This window comes from Conexibacter sp. W3-3-2 (genome assembly GCF_009707605.1).
Taxonomy (GTDB): domain Bacteria; phylum Actinomycetota; class Thermoleophilia; order Solirubrobacterales; family Solirubrobacteraceae; genus Paraconexibacter; species Paraconexibacter algicola.
Map to the genome: position 1 here is coordinate 3,214,778 of NZ_WLYW01000001.1, position 17,264 is coordinate 3,232,041.

General features: G+C 74.5%; 18 protein-coding genes. 9 read left to right on the top strand and 9 right to left on the bottom strand.

The genetic code is table 11. The annotated features are described in order from the left end of the window. Entirely contained in the window at positions 1-138 is a 138-nt protein-coding gene (locus tag GKE82_RS31510; RefSeq protein WP_196189408.1) for a sigma factor-like helix-turn-helix DNA-binding protein, read from the bottom strand. Beyond that, on the bottom strand, positions 135-575 hold the full coding sequence (locus GKE82_RS15635) for an RNA polymerase sigma factor (RefSeq protein WP_154733920.1): 441 nt from the start codon (positions 573-575) through the stop codon (positions 135-137). Before GKE82_RS15635 ends, GKE82_RS31510 begins: the two co-directional genes overlap by 4 nt. Positions 576-739: 164 nt before the next feature. Between GKE82_RS15635 and GKE82_RS15640 the strand changes: the two genes are divergently transcribed. Further along, positions 740-2,074: a hypothetical protein gene (locus tag GKE82_RS15640; protein WP_154733921.1), complete on the top strand. Its 1,335-nt coding sequence runs from the start codon at positions 740-742 to the stop codon at positions 2,072-2,074. Between the two features lie 168 nt (positions 2,075-2,242). After that, positions 2,243-3,874 (top strand): AAA family ATPase, encoded by a 1,632-nt coding sequence (locus GKE82_RS15645; RefSeq protein WP_154733922.1) that lies wholly within the window; start codon positions 2,243-2,245, stop codon positions 3,872-3,874. Between the two features lie 6 nt (positions 3,875-3,880). Here GKE82_RS15645 and nudC read toward each other — a convergent pair whose 3' ends face one another. From nudC to GKE82_RS15660, 3 genes are all read right to left on the bottom strand, one after another. After that, entirely contained in the window at positions 3,881-4,816 is a 936-nt protein-coding gene (nudC, locus tag GKE82_RS15650) for an NAD(+) diphosphatase (RefSeq protein ID WP_107567889.1), read from the bottom strand. Positions 4,817-4,828: 12 nt separating this feature from the next. Beyond that, on the bottom strand, positions 4,829-5,875 hold the full coding sequence (locus tag GKE82_RS15655; RefSeq protein WP_154733923.1) for a phosphatidylserine/phosphatidylglycerophosphate/cardiolipin synthase family protein: 1,047 nt from the start codon (positions 5,873-5,875) through the stop codon (positions 4,829-4,831). A gap of 146 nt (positions 5,876-6,021) precedes the next feature. Beyond that, complete coding sequence (locus tag GKE82_RS15660) at positions 6,022-6,882, bottom strand: diacylglycerol kinase family protein (protein WP_154733924.1); 861 nt, start codon at positions 6,880-6,882, stop codon at positions 6,022-6,024. Positions 6,883-6,946: 64 nt separating this feature from the next. Between GKE82_RS15660 and GKE82_RS15665 the strand changes: the two genes are divergently transcribed. From GKE82_RS15665 to GKE82_RS15690, 6 genes are all read left to right on the top strand, one after another. Continuing rightward, the gene (locus GKE82_RS15665) at positions 6,947-7,132 is read left to right on the top strand and encodes a hypothetical protein (protein ID WP_107567895.1); all 186 of its coding nucleotides are present in this window, start codon (positions 6,947-6,949) and stop codon (positions 7,130-7,132) included. Positions 7,133-7,144: 12 nt separating this feature from the next. Further along, the gene (mce, locus tag GKE82_RS15670) at positions 7,145-7,555 is read left to right on the top strand and encodes a methylmalonyl-CoA epimerase (protein WP_107567897.1); all 411 of its coding nucleotides are present in this window, start codon (positions 7,145-7,147) and stop codon (positions 7,553-7,555) included. Between the two features lies 1 nt (position 7,556). After that, positions 7,557-7,781: a hypothetical protein gene (locus GKE82_RS15675; RefSeq protein ID WP_107567900.1), complete on the top strand. Its 225-nt coding sequence runs from the start codon at positions 7,557-7,559 to the stop codon at positions 7,779-7,781. Positions 7,782-7,801: 20 nt separating this feature from the next. Then, entirely contained in the window at positions 7,802-8,353 is a 552-nt protein-coding gene (locus tag GKE82_RS15680) for a phosphatase PAP2 family protein (RefSeq protein WP_154733925.1), read from the top strand. Further along, complete coding sequence (gene ychF / locus GKE82_RS15685) at positions 8,350-9,432, top strand: redox-regulated ATPase YchF (RefSeq protein WP_230316185.1); 1,083 nt, start codon at positions 8,350-8,352, stop codon at positions 9,430-9,432. The genes GKE82_RS15680 and ychF overlap by 4 nt, the downstream gene beginning before the upstream one ends. Before the next feature lie 63 nt (positions 9,433-9,495). Beyond that, positions 9,496-10,863, top strand: coding sequence for a diguanylate cyclase (locus GKE82_RS15690; RefSeq protein WP_154733926.1), 1,368 nt, complete (start codon positions 9,496-9,498; stop codon positions 10,861-10,863). Here GKE82_RS15690 and GKE82_RS15695 read toward each other — a convergent pair. From GKE82_RS15695 to GKE82_RS15705, 3 genes are all read right to left on the bottom strand, one after another. Next, positions 10,835-12,085, bottom strand: coding sequence for a cytochrome P450 (locus tag GKE82_RS15695; RefSeq protein WP_154733927.1), 1,251 nt, complete (start codon positions 12,083-12,085; stop codon positions 10,835-10,837). The two genes, GKE82_RS15690 and GKE82_RS15695, sit on opposite strands and share 29 nt — an antisense overlap. Before the next feature lie 73 nt (positions 12,086-12,158). Further along, positions 12,159-14,210, bottom strand: a complete 2,052-nt coding sequence (locus tag GKE82_RS15700) for a glycoside hydrolase family 2 protein (RefSeq protein ID WP_154733928.1) — start codon at positions 14,208-14,210, stop codon at positions 12,159-12,161. A 33-nt stretch (positions 14,211-14,243) separates the two neighbouring features. Next, positions 14,244-15,128 carry a 5'-3' exonuclease gene (locus GKE82_RS15705; RefSeq protein WP_154733929.1) on the bottom strand — a complete coding sequence of 295 codons (885 nt, stop codon included), beginning with the start codon at positions 15,126-15,128 and terminating at the stop codon, positions 14,244-14,246. A gap of 60 nt (positions 15,129-15,188) precedes the next feature. On the opposite strand from GKE82_RS15705, the gene GKE82_RS15710 reads away from it, so the two are divergent. Continuing rightward, positions 15,189-15,653 (top strand): MaoC family dehydratase, encoded by a 465-nt coding sequence (locus GKE82_RS15710; RefSeq protein ID WP_154733930.1) that lies wholly within the window; start codon positions 15,189-15,191, stop codon positions 15,651-15,653. 15 nt (positions 15,654-15,668) lie between these two features. Here the strand turns inward: GKE82_RS15710 and GKE82_RS15715 are convergent, their stop codons facing one another. After that, the gene (locus GKE82_RS15715; RefSeq protein WP_154733931.1) at positions 15,669-17,141 is read right to left on the bottom strand and encodes a SpoIID/LytB domain-containing protein; all 1,473 of its coding nucleotides are present in this window, start codon (positions 17,139-17,141) and stop codon (positions 15,669-15,671) included. Between the last annotated feature and the right edge of the window lie 123 nt (positions 17,142-17,264).

Consider the following 17,264-nt stretch of genomic DNA (forward strand, 5'->3'; position numbering starts at 1 on the left):
TCAGCCAACGAGACCACGCTCCTCGAGGTCGAGCCGCAGCGCGCGCAGCGCGTAGTAGGTGCGGCTGCGCACCGTGCCCACCGGGACGCCGAGCCGGTCGGCGATCTGCGCGTCGGAGAGGTCCTCGTCGAACGTCAGCTCGACGACCTCCCGGTGCTTGGGGAGAGCCGCTGCACCGCCTCGCGGACGGTGAACTCCTGCGCGACGCGCTCGACGAGCTCCTCCCCGCCGACCGGGTCGACCGGCTCGGGGACGCTGCCGTCCTGCGCGGCCGCCACGAGCCGCGGCCGGACGCTCGCGCGGCGCAGCTGGTCGACCGCGGCCCGCTGGGCGAGCGTGAAGACGAACGCGCGCACGCTGCCGCGCTCCGCGTCGAACCGCGGGGCGCTCTGCCACAGCCGCACGAACGTCTCCTGCACCAGGTCCTCCGCCTGTCCGGGGTCGCCGAGCGTGCGCAGGCCCAGCCGGTGGATCCGGCCCGCGTAGGAGCGGTAGAGGGCGACGAGCGGCTCCCCGCGGTCACCGGCGGCGACCTGGGCCAGCAGCTGCGCCTCCTCACGGTCGCGCACGTCCATTCACCGGGCTCTTCGCAGCGCGCGCAGGAAGGGTTCACCGCGAGGGGACGATCTGGCAGCATCCTCGCCATGATCGGTCGGGGGTCGCCGTCGCAGCGTCGCTCGTCGCCCTGGCGGCGGCGACGAGTCCGACGGCGCAAGCGCAGACGTCGACGGCGGTCATCGTGCCGACGCTCGACTGCGTGCGGATCTCGCCGACCCGGCTCGAGGTCACGGGGGTGTTCGGCTACTGGAACACCGGCTCCACGGCGACGGATGTCGCGATCTCGGCGAACAACGTCTTCACCCCTCCCCCGGGGTTCCGCGGGCAGCCGACGACGTTCCAGCCGGGCCGTCAGCAAGCCGCGTTCACGGTGACGTTCCGCACGGACGTCACGCCGACGATCACCTGGAGCCTCCAGGGCCGGGCGCTGACCGTCGATCCGGCCACGGCGCCGCGTTGCGCGGGCTACGACGGCACCTTCACCGACGCGGCGATCATCGGCACGCCGGTTGTCGGCCAGCGGCTCGCCGCCCGGGTCCCGACGCTCGACGGTGGCCATGCGCCGTACTTCTCCTACCGATGGCAGCGCTGCGCCACGGTCGACGAATCGAGCTGCGTCGACATCCCGGGCGCGGACGCGCCCGGGTACGTCCCGACCACCGGGGACGCCGGCAGCCGCCTGCGCGTGCGGACGGTCGGCGTGAGCCCGTTCTCGGCCTCGGCGTTCCTGGATGGCCGCCCGACGGCGTTCGACGGCCCGTTCACCCGCACCTCAGACAGCGCGATCAGCGCACCGGTGGCGGCGCGGCCCGCCGTCTCCGCGCTGCCCGAACTGACCGGATCGACCGAGCCAGGCTCCACGCTGACCGTCGTCGGTGCGACCTTCACCGGTGACGGCCTCGGGACCCCGACCCGCACGATCGAGCGCTGTGGACCCAGCAGCTGCACCGCGGTCCAGACCGGTGGCACCGGCTACACGGTCGTCGAAGCGGACCGCGAGACCACGCTCCGCGTCGTGGAGGAGGTCGCCGGCGTGGACGGGATCACCGCGCGCGCCGTGTCGGCGGCCCGCGCGGTTCCGGCTGCACCTGCACCACCGACCACGGTGACGGCGCCGCCGACCACCGTGACGCAGACGGTGACGGCGCCGCCGACCACGGTGACCGTTCCTGGTCCGACGGTCGGCGGCCAGGGTGCACCGACGACGCCGTGCACGCAGACCTGCTCGCCGGCCATCACGACCCTCCGGCGCACCGCGACCGCCCTGCGGTCCACGGTGCTCGTGCCGGCCCGCGCCACCGTGGTGCTGCGCGTCCTGGTGGCGGGCCGGCCGCTCCCGCTCGCCGCGGGGAGCCGCGTCGGTCCGGTGCGCGTGCGCCGAACGACCACGCAGGTGCGTCTGCGTGCCACACCGGGACCGCTGGACGTCGCGCTGCGCGTCCGCGCCCCGCGCGGGGCCGTGCTGGAGGTCAGCGCCGCCCGTGGGGCCGAGAGCGTCACCGTGCGACGGCGGTAGGCGGCGCGAGGAGAACCCCGGCGCCGGGGCTCGCGCAGATGGGGTCCTCAACCCAGGTTGCAGGGGGTGCCGGCCGGGAAGACCCGTGGCACACTGGGGCGCGGGACCGTCCAGCCCGGACGCGCACCGGTCCAGCCGACGGGCGTCCGTGCCGATACGCGAGGAACCGTGCCGACCGACCAGCAGCTCCTGGACAGCAAGACGAAGCTCACGGAGGCGCTCCAGAGCGCGGTCGCGTCGCTGCAGAGCGTGACCGTGCAGCCGGTGCCCGACGACGGCGGCTGGGCGACCCGCCTGCAGGACTTCGCCGCCGACTGGGGCGGCCTGCTCGGCCTCTTCTTCATGGCGGCGATCGTCTACGTCCTGTGGCGGACGCTGAAGATGATGCCGCGGACCAAGCCGGTCCAGATCAAGCCGCAGGCGAAGCTCAAGGTCGGCTGGGACGAGATCGCCGGCGCGGACGAGGCGAAGGCCGAGCTCATGGAGGTCGTCGACTTCCTGCGCGACCCGAAGCGGTTCAAGAAGCTCGGGGCGACCGTGCCCAAGGGCGTGCTGCTGCACGGGCCCCCCGGCACCGGCAAGACGCTGCTGGCCAAGGCGGTCGCGCACGAGTCCGGCGCCCAGTTCTTCGCCCAGAGCGCCTCCTCGTTCGTGGAGATGTTCGCCGGCCTCGGCGCCGCCCGCATCCGGCGGCTGTTCGACGAGGCGCGCAAGAACGCGCCCGCGATCCTCTTCATCGACGAGATCGACGCGGTCGGGGCGCGCCGCGGCAGCGACAACAACTCCGAGCGCGAGCAGACGCTCAACCAGCTGCTCGTCGAGATGGACGGCTTCGAGTCCACCGGCGACCTCGTCGTCATGGCCGCCTCCAACCTGCTCGAGAAGCTCGACCCGGCGCTGCTGCGCCCCGGGCGCTTCGACCGCCAGGTGTTCGTCTCCCCGCCCGACGTCGAGGGCCGCTACCGCATCCTCGAGGTCCACACCCGCGACAAGCCGCTGGCCGCCGACGTCGACCTGCGCACCGTCGCGGCGCAGACCAGCGGTCTCACGGGCGCGGACCTCGCGAACCTCGCCAACGAGGCCGCGATCTTCTGCGCCCGACGCGGCGCCGAGGCGCTGACGATGGCGGACTTCGACGGGGCGCTCGAGCGCGTCGTCGCCGGCGTGCAGACGAACACGACGCTCAACGAGCACGAGCGGCGCGTCGTCGCGTTCCACGAGGCCGGGCACGCGCTCTGCCGCGAGCTGCTCGTCACCACCGATCGCGTCCACAAGATCTCGATCGTCCCGCGCGGCACCGCGCTCGGGTACGTGATGAACCTGCCCGACGAGGACAGCTACCTGAAGACCCGGGAGGAGCTCGTCGACCAGATGACCGTGCTGCTCGGCGGCCGGGTCGCGGAGCAGATCGTGTTCGGCGCGGTCACCAACGGCGCCGCCAACGACCTCCAGCGCGTCGCCGAGATCACGCACGCGATGGTCCACGAGTACGGCATGGGCACGACCGCGTCCGGCTCCGCCTCGCGCGCGGTCACCGACGCGAACATCGTCTCCGACATGACCCGCCGGATCCGCGACGAGGAGCAGCAGGCGCTCGCCTACGAGGCCGAGCGCGCCGCGTACGCGCTGATCGAGCAGCACCGCCCGAAGCTCGACGAGTTCGCGCACGCGCTGCTGGAGCGCGAGGTGCTCGTCCGCGACGACATCGACGAGATCATGCGCGGCGTGCCGCGGATCGAGCGACGGCCCGGGGCGACCGGACTGCGGATCGCCGCGGTCGAGTCGCCCGGCGCCCCCTGAGCTGCGTCAGCCCGCCAGCCAGCGGTCCAGCAGGTGCCGCGCGATCGCGATCGACGGCGGCAGCAGCAGCGGCGCGCCCGGATCCCCCGCCACCGCGGCGGCGATCTCCTCGCGGGTGAACCAGCGCACGTCCTCGAGCTCGGCGTCGACGACGTGCGCGTCGCCGCTCACCCAGCGGGCCTCGCAGCCGATCATCAGCGACGCCGGGAACGGCCACGGCTGCGTCGCGACGTAGCGGACCTCGTCGACGAGGATCCCCGCCTCCTCCGCGACCTCGCGGGCGACCGCGGCCTCCAGCGACTCGCCCGGCTCGACGAACCCGGCGAGCGAGCTCCAGCGGTCCGGCGGCCACGACGGCTGCCGGCCCAGCAGCACGCGGTCGGCCCCGTCGGTCACGAGCATGATCACGACCGGGTCGGTCCGCGGATGGGTCTGGTGGCCGTCCGGGCAGGTGCGCACGTGCCCGGCGTCGCCGGAGACGTTCGGCCGGCCGCACACGCCGCAGAACGCGTGCGTGCGGTGCCAGTGGCGCAGCGTCGAGGCGTACGCGAGCAGCCCCGCGTCCTGCGGGCTCAGCACCGCGGCGGCCGCCCGGAGGTCCGACAGCTCGTCCTCGGGGCCCGCCTCGGCGACGTACACGGCGGTGCCGTCCGCGTCGACGCCGAGCAGCAGCGGCGCGCCGTCGCCGTCCGCGCCCTGCCCGACGAGCGTGCGGCCCGCCAGCGGCACCCGGCCCGCGTGCAGGAGCTCGCCGTCCTCGGTGAGCGCCCACGGGTCCGCGCCGCTGAGCTCGACCGTGCCGTCAACCAGCACGCCGCGGTCCCCGACGACGACCGCGCGCGTCCGCGGATCGGCGAGGGTCTCGGTGACGAGCGCGGGATCGCTGCGGCGCTCGCCGAGGCGGTCCAGCGTGCCGCCGGCGTACGGGATCGGTGCGGGCATGCCGGGAGTCTCCTACAGCTCCCGTCGCACGACGCGGGTCGCGGTCTCCCTGGCGCGCTGGAGCACCCCACGCTCCTCCCACGCCTGTGGGTCGATCCGGTCGCTGACCGCGAGATCGCGCTCGAACTGCGCGGTCAGCAGACCCGCGACCTCGCGCGACTGCACGCACAGCGTCGCCTCGTCGTTGCGGGAGAAGCTGCGGTTGTCGAAGTTGATCGAGCCGACCGTCGCCCACGCCCCGTCGACGGTCAGCGTCTTGGCGTGCAGCATCGTCGGGCCGTACTCGTGGACCTCCACGCCGCAGTCCAGCAGCGCCTCGTACGTGTCCTGCCCCGCGCGACGCACGAGGTCCTTGTCGGCGTGCTCCCCCGGCACCAGCACCCGGACGCGCACGCCGCGCCCACGGGCCGCGCACAGCGCGGAGGTGAGCGCCGCGTTCGGCGCGAAGTACGCGGAGGTCAGGTCGATCGACCGGCGCGCCGAGGCGATCGCCAGGAACAGCAGCGCCTCCGCGTTCGTGTCCCCGACCGTGGCGCGGGAGCGGACGAGCTGCATCGGCCCGCCGCCCTCCAGCGGCGCGAGGTCCGGCAGGTGGTCGTCGCCGCACAGCAGCTGGCCGGTCGCCTCCAGCCAGCTCTCCGCGAACGCGCCGTGCAGCCCGCGCACGACCGGGCCGCGCACGCGCACGTGGGTGTCGCGCCAGTGCTCGGGGTCCTGCGCGTCCCCGGTCCACTCCTGCGCGATCCCGACCCCGCCGGTCATCCCGACCTCCCCGTCGACGACGAGGATCTTGCGGTGGTTGCGGTGGTTGGCCTGCAGCGGGCGCAGCGGCGACGCGGGCCGGAACCGCTCGATCCGCACGCCCGCGCCCTCCATCTCGGCGAGCACGTCGCCGGGCATCTTCAGCGAGCCGATCGCGTCGAGCAGCACGCACACGTCGACGCCGGCGCGCGCCCGGTCGGCCAGCGCGTGCGCGACGTCGTGCGCGATGTCGCCGGACCAGTACACGTAGGAGAGGAAGCAGATCGTGCGCCGCGCCCCGCGGATCGTCTCGAGCATCGCCGGGAAGATCCGGTCCCCGTTGACGAGGATCTCGAGCGCGTTGCCGTGGGAGATCGGCGCGCCCGTGAGCGCCTCGCAGGCGCGCAGGAACCCGGGCGTCGCGACGTCCAGCGGGTCGTCGAGCCGGTAGCCGCCGTCCGCGCTCAGGGCACGATCACCGCCACGCGCCGCGGGTGGACGTGGACCTCGAGCGTGGCGACGACCACGAGCTCGCCGTCGACGTTGAAGCCGCGATGGTCGTCGTCGGCATCGAGGTGCACCCGGACCCGGCGGGCGCGCTCGTGCGGCACGTCGTGCTGCTCGCCCAGCGTGCCGCGGCGCAGCCCGTAGGCGCGGCGGACGAGCGAACGGCGGTTCACCGCCGGCACGATCGTCACGTCGAGCAGCCCGTCGTCCTGGTCGGTCTCCCCGACCGCGGAGCCGCCGCCGAAGCGGCCCGTCCCCGAGACGCTCACCTGCCACGCCTCCCCGTCGAAGAACGGGCGGCCGTCGAGCGTCACCTGCACGCCGATCGCGGGGGCGCGCAGCCCCGCCCGGGCGGCACCGGCCATGTAGGCCAGGGGACCGAGCCGCGCCTTCATCCCCGACGCCTCGCGGGCCGCGCGCACCGCGAGCCCCGCGTTGGCCGCGTTCACGAACGGCCGGTCGTCGGCGGTCAGGCAGACCTCCGCCGGTCGGGTCGCCGGCGTGGGGGCCAGCGCGACGCGGGCGGCGGCGGCGAGGTCGAGCGGCAGGCCGAGCGCGCGGGCGAAGTCGTTGGCGGTCCCGGCCGGGAGCACCCCGAGCGGCACGCCGGCGTCCGCGGCGGCGCGGGCGCTCGGCCCGATCGTGCCGTCGCCGCCCGCGACGATCAGCCGGTCGGCGCCGCTGGCGACCGCGGCCGCCTCCTCCCCGCAGGCGAAGCGCACGACCTCCGAGGCGCCGCTCTCCCGCAGCAGATCGACGACCGCCTGCGGGTCGCGGACCGAGCCGCTGGCGGGATTCAGGACGAGGGCCGTGCGCATTGCCACGTGCAGGTCTACCCGCAGCCGCGGCGGAACGGATCATCGACCCGGCTACGATGGACCGGTGGCGCACGGCTGCGACACCGGCATCTGCGCGGGGGACGTCCCGCCGCTGGTCGGCTCGATCCTCACCGGGACGGGCCTGACGCTGCCCCAGGCGGCCGCCGCGCTGCTCGACGACCGTCCCCTCCCGCCGATGACCGCGATCCAGCGGCGCCTGGTCGAGGAGCACGCGGCGTCGCTGGCGTAGACTGCGCCCCGCATGTTCGGACGCATTGACCACATCGGCGTCGCCGTCGAGTCCATCGACGACACGCTGCCCCTCTACGCCCAGCACTACGCGATGGAGCTCGTCCATCGGGAGCGGGTCGAGGAGCAGGGTGTCGAGGCGGTGCTGCTCGACGTCGGCGAGAACCACGTCGAGCTGCTGCAGCCGCTCGGTCCCGACACGCCGGTCGGCAAGTTCCTCGCCAACCGCGGCCCGGGGCTCCACCACGTCGCCTACCAGGTGGCCGACATCGAGGCCGTGCTGGAGTCGCTGAAGGGCGCCGGCATCCGCCTGATCGACGAGACGCCGCGGATCGGCATCCGCAACTCGCGCGTCGCGTTCCTGCACCCCAAGAGCTCGGGCGGCGTGCTCACCGAGATCGTCCAGCCCGCGGAGGACCACTGACATGGCCGACCCCGTCAAGCGCGTCTCGATCGGCTTCCACGCCTCGCCGCCGCTCGGACTGAAGCTGACCGAGCAGGCGCTCGCCGCCCTCCACGCCGCCGTCGAGCAGGGCAGCTGGTTCGAGACCGAGGCCGAGGACGCCGTCGTCAAGCTGAACACGGCGCAGGTCCTCTACGTGCGGGTCGAGAAGGACGAGCCGCGCGTCGGCTTCGGCTTGGGCGCCTAGCCCGGCCCCTCCCCGGGGTCATGCAGCTCGCCCGTCGCCGTCCGCGCTCGCGGTTGCCGCGCGGCACGCGCCGGGCGATCGGCGCGGCCGACGTCGCGGTCTACCGCCTGCTGCGCGTGCACACCTGCCCGGACCGCGCGGTCCCCTGGGTGCACGCGTACTCGCGCACCGGCGAGCACGCAGCGGTCTGGCTGGCGATCGGCGCCGCGGGCGCCGCGGTCGACGTCCCGCGCCGCGACCGCTGGCTGCGCGGACTGGCGTGCATCGGCGTCGCCTACGGCGTCAACATCGCGGTCAAGCAGCAGGTCGGCCGTCGCCGGCCCGCGTTCGAGGAGCTGCCCGCCCTCACCCGCACCCCCACCCAGCTCTCGTTCCCGAGCTCCCACGCGACCGCCTCGTTCGCGGCGGCCGCCGCGTACCGCGGCCTGCTGCCCGGCCGTCCGCTCTACGCGGCCGCCGGCGCGATGGCGCTGTCCCGCGTGGTGCTCGGCGTCCACTACCCCACGGACATCGCCGCGGGCGCGCTCCTGGGGACCACCATCGGCACCATCGGAAGGCTGAAGCGCGCATGAGCATGAAGGTCGGCATCGTCGGGATGCCCAACGCGGGCAAGTCGTCGCTGTTCAACGCGCTCACGAAGGCGGGCGCGGAGGCGGCGAACTACCCGTTCACGACGATCGAGCCCAACGTCGCCGTGCTGCCCGTCGGGGACGACCGGCTCGACCGGCTCGCCGCGGTCATCGGGGCCAGCGAGGTCGTCGCCGACACGATCGACTTCCACGACATCGCGGGCCTCGTCGCGGGCGCCTCCAAGGGCGAGGGCCTGGGCAACAAGTTCCTCGCGAACATCCGCGAGACCGACGCGATCGTGCACGTCGTGCGCTGCCACGGGGACGACGGCGTCATCCACCCGGAGGGCAAGGTCGACCCGGCGTCGGACATCGAGACGATCGAGACCGAGCTGCTGTTCGCCGACCTCGAGGGCGCGGAGAAGCGGCTCGAGCGCGTCGTGCGCGGAGCGCGCGGCGGCGACAAGGCCGCGATCGCGGAGAAGGCGTGGCTCGAGGAGCTCATCGCCGGCTACCACGAGGGGCGCGCCGCCCGGCACACGCCGATGCCCGACGACGTGGACCGCGGGCAGACCGTGCAGCCGCTGACCGCCAAGCCGGTTCTGTTCGTCGCCAACGTCGACGAGGGCAGCGACGAGGTGCCCGCGGTGGTCGCCGAGCACGCCGAGCGGGTCGGGGCGAAGGCCGTGGCGATCTCCTCCCGCATCGAGGCCGAGCTCAGCGACCTCGACGAGGAGGACGCCGCCGCGATGCGCGAGGACCTCGGGATCGCCGAGTCCGGCCTCACCCGGGTCGTGAAGGGCGCCTTCGACCTGCTGCACCTGCTGACGTTCTTCACCGTCGGGCAGGGCGTCCGCGCGCAGTCCTGGCACCTCGAGCACGGCCGCACCGCCTGGCACGCCGCCGGGGAGATCCACACGGACATCCAGAAGGGCTTCGTCCGCGCCGAGGTCGTCCCGTGGGACGCGCTGCTGGAGGCGGGCGGCTACGGCAAGGCCCGCGAGGCCGGCACGCTGCGGCTCGAGGGCCGCGACTACGTGATGCAGGACGGCGACGTCATCACGGTCAAGCACACCGGCTGACGCCCCCGCGCCGGGAAGCTCAAGATCGGGCGGGGCCGGCCGACCGCCACGGGGGTGGGCGCGGTGCTCGTCGTGGAACCCAGTCGGCTGCTGCAGTCCGTGCACGGGTCGGAGCTGCGCGCCGCGGGCCACGAGGTGGTCGCGGTCGCCGACGTGGTCGCCGCCCTGACCGCGCTCCGCGACCGCCGGTTCGACGCGGTCGTCTCCGCCGTCGACCTGCCCGCCCCGGGCGGGTACGGGCTGCTGCGCGCGGTCCGTGCCGATCGCGACCTCGCCGCCCTGGTGTTCGCGTTCGTCACGACGCACGACCCCGCGATCGTGCGCGCGGCCACCGGCCGGGACTGGGTCGACGCGATCGTGCCGAAGGGGCAGCCCGGCGCGCTCGCCGGCGCGCTGCGCGCCGCCGACCGCGGGGGCCGGGCCGCCGGTGGCCGGGTGCTCGTGGTCGACGACTCGCCGCTCGCCCGGCGGCTCGTCGCGGACGCCCTGGCGGACGCCGGCATGGAGGTCGAGATCGCGGGTCGGGCGGACGAGGCGATCGATCTCGCGATCCGTGCGGCACCGGACGTCGTGGTCCTCGACATCGACCTCCCGCAGGCCGACGGCTTCACGCTCCTCGAGCGCCTGCGCGACCGGCCCGCGACCGCCGAGCTGCCGGTCGTCTTCCTCACCTCGATGGACGGGATCGGGCACCTCGAGCGGGCATTCGTCGACGGTGCCGACGACTTCGTCCGCAAGGCGCAGGACCCGCGCGAGCTGGTCGCGCGGCTGCGCCGCATCCTCGACCGGCGGTGGGCCACGCGACGGGCCGCCCGGCGCGAGATCGAGCTGACGCAGGACGCGAACGTCGACGCGCTGACCGCGCTGGCGACCCGCGGTCACGCCGAGCACCTGCTCGCGGTCACCGCGGGCGAGTGCCGCTCCCGCGGTCGGGAGATGGCGCTCGCGCTGCTGGACGTCGACCACTTCAAGACGGTGAACGACCATCACGGCCACGAGGCGGGGGACGCGGTCCTCCGCGCGCTCGGGGAGCGGCTCCTCGGTGCGCTCGGGGGCGGGGACTTCGCCGCCCGGTGGGGCGGGGAGGAGCTGCTGCTCGCGTTCCCGGGGGCCTCGCTGACCGACGCGGCGGCCCGGGTGGACCGCCTGCGCGAGGAGGTCGCCCGCGCGCCGGTGCCGACCTTGGCCGGACCGGTCGACGTGACGTTCAGCGCCGGGGTCGCCGCCGTGCGCGACGACACGGCCGCCGCGATCGGCGCCGCCGACCGCGCGCTGTACCGGGCCAAGCGCGCCGGCCGCGACCGCGTCCTCGTCGCCCCCGCCCCCGCCCCCGCGCCGTCGAACAGGGAGTTCTCCCGGCTGGAGCCGAACAACTCCCTGTTCGACGCCGGGCGGGTCCGGCTCAGGGAAGCCGGACGGGCAGGGTCTTGAGCTGGTTGACGAACGGCGACTCGACGTAGCGCGGCTCGCCGTCCAGCGCGATCTGCGGGTGGCGGGCGAGCGTCTCCTCGATCAGCACGCGCAGCTCGAGCCGGGCGAGCGCCGTACCCAGGCAGAAGTGCCGGCCGCCCGCCCCGAACGCCTGGTGCTCGGCACGACGGCGCAGGTCGAACCGGTCGGCGTCCTCGTAGCGGGTCTCGTCGCGGTTGGTCGACGCGTACCACATGACGACCTTGTCACCCGCCCGGATCCGGCGGCCGCCGAGCTCGACGTCGCGGGTGGCGGTGCGCCGGAAGTGCGCGAACGCGGGGAACATCCGCAGGGCCTCCTCGACCGCGTCGGGGATCAGCGCGGGATCGTCCAGCAGCAGGGCGCGCTGCTCCTCGTCCTCCATGATCGCCCGCATGCCGCTGCAGTACGTGGCCTTCGTCGAGTCGTTGCCCGCGGCCATGAGGAGGAAGAACCCCATGACGATCTCGTGCTCCTCGAGCCGCTCGCCGTCGATCTCCGCGTGCACGAGCACGCTGAGCAGGTCGTCCGTCGGCTGCGCGCGGCGCGCGGCGATCAGCTCCTGGCACCGACGGAAGATCTCCGGGACGTCGCGCGCCATCACGGTCTCCGGGCCCTCCGGGTTGACGTCGGGGTCGCCGGCCCCGAGCGTCGTGTTCATCAGGCGGGCCCAGATCTCGTCGTCCTCGGGCGGCAGGCCCATGAACGAGCCGATGACCCGCGACACGACCGGCTGCGCGACGTCGGTGACGAGGTCGCAGCGGTCGCGGCCCTCGAGCCGGTCGAGGACGCCGCGGGTGATCGCGCGGATGTCGTCCTCGTGGGCGGCGATGCGCCGCGGCGTGAAGCCGCGCTGGAAGAGCCCCTTGACGCGGTCGTGCTTGGGCGGGTCCATCCCGATGAACATCGCCTGGATCAGCTCGAGCGGCATCAGGCTGTCGCTGACCGCGGTGAACCCGGAGGCCGACGAGTAGGTCTGCCAGTCGCGGCTGACGGTGTGGACGTCGTCGGCGCGCGTGACCGACCAGAAGCCCGCCTCCTGCGGGAAGTCGGTGATGCTCGCTGTCCAGTGCACCGGACAGCGCGCCCGCATCTCGGTGAAGAGCGCGTGCGGCGGGCCGTCGACCCAGTGCTCGCGGTCGGTGACGAGGACGCCGTCGAGCGGGGCGTCGCCCGTGTCGGTGCGGGTGTCGAGGTCGGCCATGCCCGCGACAGTACCGACTGACTGGCTGGTCAGCTAGTGCGTCACCGGCGCGGCTTCCCGGGCGGTTCGCGTCTCAGCGTCGTGCGACCGATGATGCGGTTCGCCGGCGGCCGCGGAGGATGCCGCGGAGCATCACCGCGTCGGCGACGAGCAGCGCGACGATCGCCAGCACGACCGCCCAGGCGAGCACGCCCGCGCTTCCGCCGCCGCCACCGCCGGCGGCCTGCGCGGACGCGGTCAGGCCGTCGGCCCGGAACAGCTGCGTGGCGCGGAAGTTGTCGTGCGCGACGTCCCAGGCGGGCTTCGGGCGCCCGTCGTAGGTGATGAGCCCCTTGTTGTGGATCCCGTCGCGCGGCACGTCCCGCTGCGCGCCACCGTCCCAGTCGGGCTTCACCGCGAACTCCCGCAGCGTCCAGTAGATCGCGCCACCCAGGAACGGGGAGCGGTCGACGATGTCGAGTACCCGGGCGACGTAGTCGTCCTGGAACGCGTACGTCTCCTTCGTCGTGCGCGGGCCGACGAACGTGGACTCCGCCCCGAACTCGGTCAGCACCAGCGCCGAGTCCGGGTACTTGCGGCGCATCGACGCGAGGTACGGCTCGAGGTCCGCGAGCCGCTCCGTGGAGTGCTTCTTCTTGCCCTTGTACCAGCCGAAGTACGAGTTGACGCCGAGCAGGTCGTAGGCGGCGAACGCCCGCTGCGCCGGGAAGCCCGGGTAGCTCAGCAGGTCGACGCTCACCGGCAGCGTCGGGTCGAGGTCGTGCACGAGCCCGCGCGCGGACTGCAGGAACGCCCGCGTGCCCGGCGTGGTGTCCGGCGTCGCGCTCAGCTCGTTGGCGACCGAGTGCGTGATCACCGACGGGTGCGACCGCGCGGCGATCACGGTGCCGCGCAGCGTGCGCAGCGCCTCCGCCCGCTGCGCAGGCGTCACGAGCCGCTTGTCGCGGTGGTAGATCGGCGCCTGGCTCCAGACGAGGATGCCCTCCTCGTCGAGCCGGTCCAGCAGCCGGTCGTTCAGCAGGTAGTGCGCGCGCGTGACGTTCGCGCCCAGCGCCTTGAGCTCCTTGACGATCAGCTCGATGTCCGCGTCGGACAGCGCCGGGCCGCGGCCGCGCAGGTCCTCCTGGATCGACGCGCCGCGCATGTCGATCGCCCGGCCGTTGAGCTCGAGCATCCCGTTGCGCACGCGGACCGAGCGCAGCCCGACCCGCTTGCGGTCGACCTGCAGCACGCGATCACCGAGCCGCGTCTCCACGCGCGCGGTGTAGAGCCGCGGCGAGCCGGGCTGCCACAGCTGCGCGTCGCCCTGCACCGGGACCGAGAAGCGGATCCGGGCGCGCTCGCCGGGACGCAGCGCGCGCGGGGACGGGGCGCTGCCGGTCGTGACCGTGCCGTCGGGGGCGGTCAGCCGCAGCGCGACGGTCGGCCGGGCGGTGCCGCTGCCGCGGTGCTCGAGCGTGCCGTCGACGATCACCTTCGCGGTGCACGGCGGGCGCTCCTCGCCGGCCGCCGCGTCCGGGCAGGTGACGTCCGACAGCACGCCGACGTCGTCGAGCCCGATCGCCGCGCGCGGCACGAGCGTCACCGGCCGCGTGATGCCGCCCCAGTTCCACCAGCCCTCGCGGGGCTCGGCGCCCTTGCGGCTGTCGGCGCGCACCAGCAGCGTGTTCATCTGCCCGGGGCGCAGCCCGGCGGCCGGGAGGGTGAACGGCACGTACGGGTCGCGGTTGCGGCCCAGCGGCCGCCCGTTGAGCCAGACGCGCGCGTCGCGGCGGACCTGGTCGAAGCGGATCCCCCAGCGCATCGTCGGATCGGCCGTGGTGGGGGCGCGGAACCGCAGGCGGTACCAGCCGACCGTGCCGAAGAAGTCCTGCTCCACGGGCCGCGCGTCGAACACGCCCGGGACCGCCGCCGCGCGCCACGCGGGGGAGCCCGCGCCGGTCTGCCAGCGCTCGCGCATGCCGCGGTCCGCCGGGTCGAGGGCCAGCTGCCAGCCGCTCGTCAGCGCCACCGCGGCCGGGGGGCCGGGCGGCGGGTCCTGTGCGCGCGTGGGCGCGACCGTCACGACGGCGATGAGACCCAGCGCGAGCGCCGGCACCGTCCTGGAGCGAAAGCGAGACACCACGAGCGCCGAATGATGGCGCACTCCGCGCCGCGATCAGCCGGACAGCGCTGCCAGCCGGTCGGCCAGCCGGCCCATGCCGCGCTCCGCCGCCGCGGTGGACGCGGCGGCCCAGTCGCTCGGCGCGTCCACGGGCCGCTGCACGGCCACGTCGCGGAGCGTCGCGATGTCCTTGAACGCGCGCAGCTCGTCCGCCTGGTCGACCAGCGCGCCGATCGCCCGCGGCTTGAGGCCCGCGGCGCGGGCGGCGACGCCGTCCTGGGCGAGCGCCAGCAGCGCCTCGAGTGAGCCGTGGGCGCGCAGCATCTCCGCGGCGCCCTTCTCCCCGATCCCCTTCGCGCCCGGCAGGCCGTCGGACGGGTCGCCGCGCAGCGCGATGAAGTCCGGCACCTGCTCGGGGTCGACCCCGTACTTCGCCCGCACCTCGTCGGGGCCCATCGCGGTCGGCCCGTCCTTCGCGCCGGGGTAGAGGACCGTCACCTGCGCGGACGCGCACTGGAACATGTCGCGGTCGCCGGTGAACAGCACCGCGTGGCCGCCCGCCGCGCTCTCCAGCCGCGCGAGCGTCCCGAGCAGGTCGTCCGCCTCGAGGTCCCCCGCGTGCTCGGACCGCCAGCCGAACGCGCCGAAGAAGGCGGGCGCGTCCGCCCACTGCGGCACGAGCTCCTCCGGCATCTCCGGGCGGTCGCCGTGGTACGCCGGCCAGGCGGCGGTGCGGTAGTGGGCGGCCTCGGCGCCGAAGCACAGCACCACCGCCCGGGGTGCGAACCGCTCGACCGCCTGCAGCACGAGGTTCGCGCAGCCGAGCAGCGCGTTCACCGGCCGGTCGTCGGTGCCACGGATCGAGGAGGGCAGCGCGAAGAACGCCCGGTAGAGCAGCGACGGGGCGTCGACGGCGAGGAGCGGGGCGGGAGCGGGCATCGCGGCGAGCGTACCGCCGCCGTAGGATCCGGCCCCCACCGAGCACGACAGGAGCGAGACATGGCGAAGCGGACGATCAACGGCATCGAGGAGCTCAAGTCCCTGGCGGGACAGGACCTCGGCAGCAGCGAATGGATCGAGATCGACCAGGGCACCATCCAGGCGTTCGCCGACGCGACCGGCGACCACCAGTGGATCCACGTGGACGTCGAGCGCGCGCAGAAGGAGAGCCCGTTCGGCGGCCCGATCGCGCACGGCCTGCTGACCCTCTCGATCGGTCCGCGCCTGATGTTCGACGTCTTCGAGATGACCGGGGTCGCCGGCGGCCTGAACTACGGCTACGGCAAGGTGCGCTTCCCCGCCCCCGTCCCGGCCGGCGCGAAGCTGCGCATGAACGCGACGCTCACGAGCGTCGAGGACGTCCCCGGCGGCGTGCAGGCGGTCGTCACCCAGACCTTCGAGGTCGAGGGCGGCACGAAGCCGGTCTGCGTCGCCGAGGCGATGGTCCGCTTCTTCGGCGGCTGAGCGCCGCCGCGCGGCTCAGCGGGCCCGGACGGTCGGGCCCGCGATCCCCCGGTACACGATCCGGTAGCTGCCGGCCCGCGGCACGGTCGCCTCGTAGCGGCCGTCCCGCTCCACGGTCGTCTCGGCCACGAGCACCCAGCGGCCCTTCGCGCGCCGCTCGACGCGCAGCCACGACCCGGTGGTCGCGGGACGGATGCGGCCGACGAGCCGCGGCCCGGTGACCGCGCGCGGCGCGAACGACGAGGAGGCGCGCGCTCCCGGGGCGGCGCCACCGGTGGTGCCGTCGCCGGGGGTCGGGGTGGGCGTCGGCGTCGGGGTCTTCTCCGGGGCGGGCTTCGCGGTCGTGGAGACGACCGTGAACGTCGCCCACGTGTCGAACAGGCCGAAGCGGCGGCGCAGCTCCGGTCCGGTGACGGTCGTGCGGCCGCCGGTCCCGACGACCTGCGCGCGCACGATCCGCGGCGACTTGCCCTTCTTCAGGATCTTGATGCTGCGGAAGCTGCCCTTGACGAGCCCGCGGAGCTTCGCCTGCGCCTGGCTCATCGTCAGCCGGTAGGGCCCCCAGGTGTGGCGCGGCGACTCGTTGTCGAACGGGTCGCGCACGCTGACGAGGTACGGCTTGGGCTCGGCTCCGAGGAAGCCGTTCTCGACGTTCTCCGTGCGACCGCCGGAGGTGGAGAAGAAGTACGTGACGATCGGCGTGCCCTGGTACGTGACGATCTGACGGGCGGTCTCGCGCACCGCCCGGTCCGTGCTCGCGGTCTCCGCGCCGACCCCGCCGTACACCTGCGAGCGCACGTCGGCGTAGTGCTGGAAGCCGTCGCCCGGCTTGTCGGTCGTGATCGCGTAGGTGCGGGCCGCGACGGCCTGCGCCTTCAGCGCCTCGATCGGCCAGCTCGACGGGCTCTCCTTGCTGACGACCCCGCGGACGTAGTCCTCCAGGCCGACGGCGTTGACCGCCAGCAGGCCGCTGAGCGAGCCGCTGCGGAACTCCAGCGCGCCGCGGTAGCGCCCGCCGCTGATGCCGTTCTCGGCCCGGCCGCCGAGCCGGATCGAACCGCCCGCGGGCGCCTCGACGCGCAGCGGCGAGCGGTACGTGTCGAGCACCTTGCCGCCGGCGGTGCGCAGCGCCACGCCCTGGGAGGTGCGGGCCACGGAGTACGTGGCGTCCGGGTCCAGCGAGCGCTGCCCGCTGACCTTCGCCGCGCCGCTGAACGAGCCCGAGAACCCGGACTGCAGCAGCACCCGGATCTCCTGGTCGGTCCCGAGCCGCGACAGCGCGGTGCCCTGGTAGTAGTGGCCGAGGATCTGGTCGTAGGTCCGGCCGTTCTTCGCGAAGCCGAACGCCCCGTACTGGCTCATGCCGACCCCGTGCCCGAACCCGCGGCCCTTGATGACCAGGCGGGAGGCGGCGTCGGCGGCGGAGGCCCCCACGAGCCCGCCGGAGAGGGCGAGCGCGGTGGCGGCGGCGATCGGGCGTCGGGACATGCGCATCAGGGATCGGAACGCGTCCGTCGGGATCGAGTTGCGGTCGCGGGGACCGGACGGATCACGCAGTGGACGAGCGTACGTGACGGCGCGCCCCGGGGCGCCGCACGCGCCGGAGTGGCG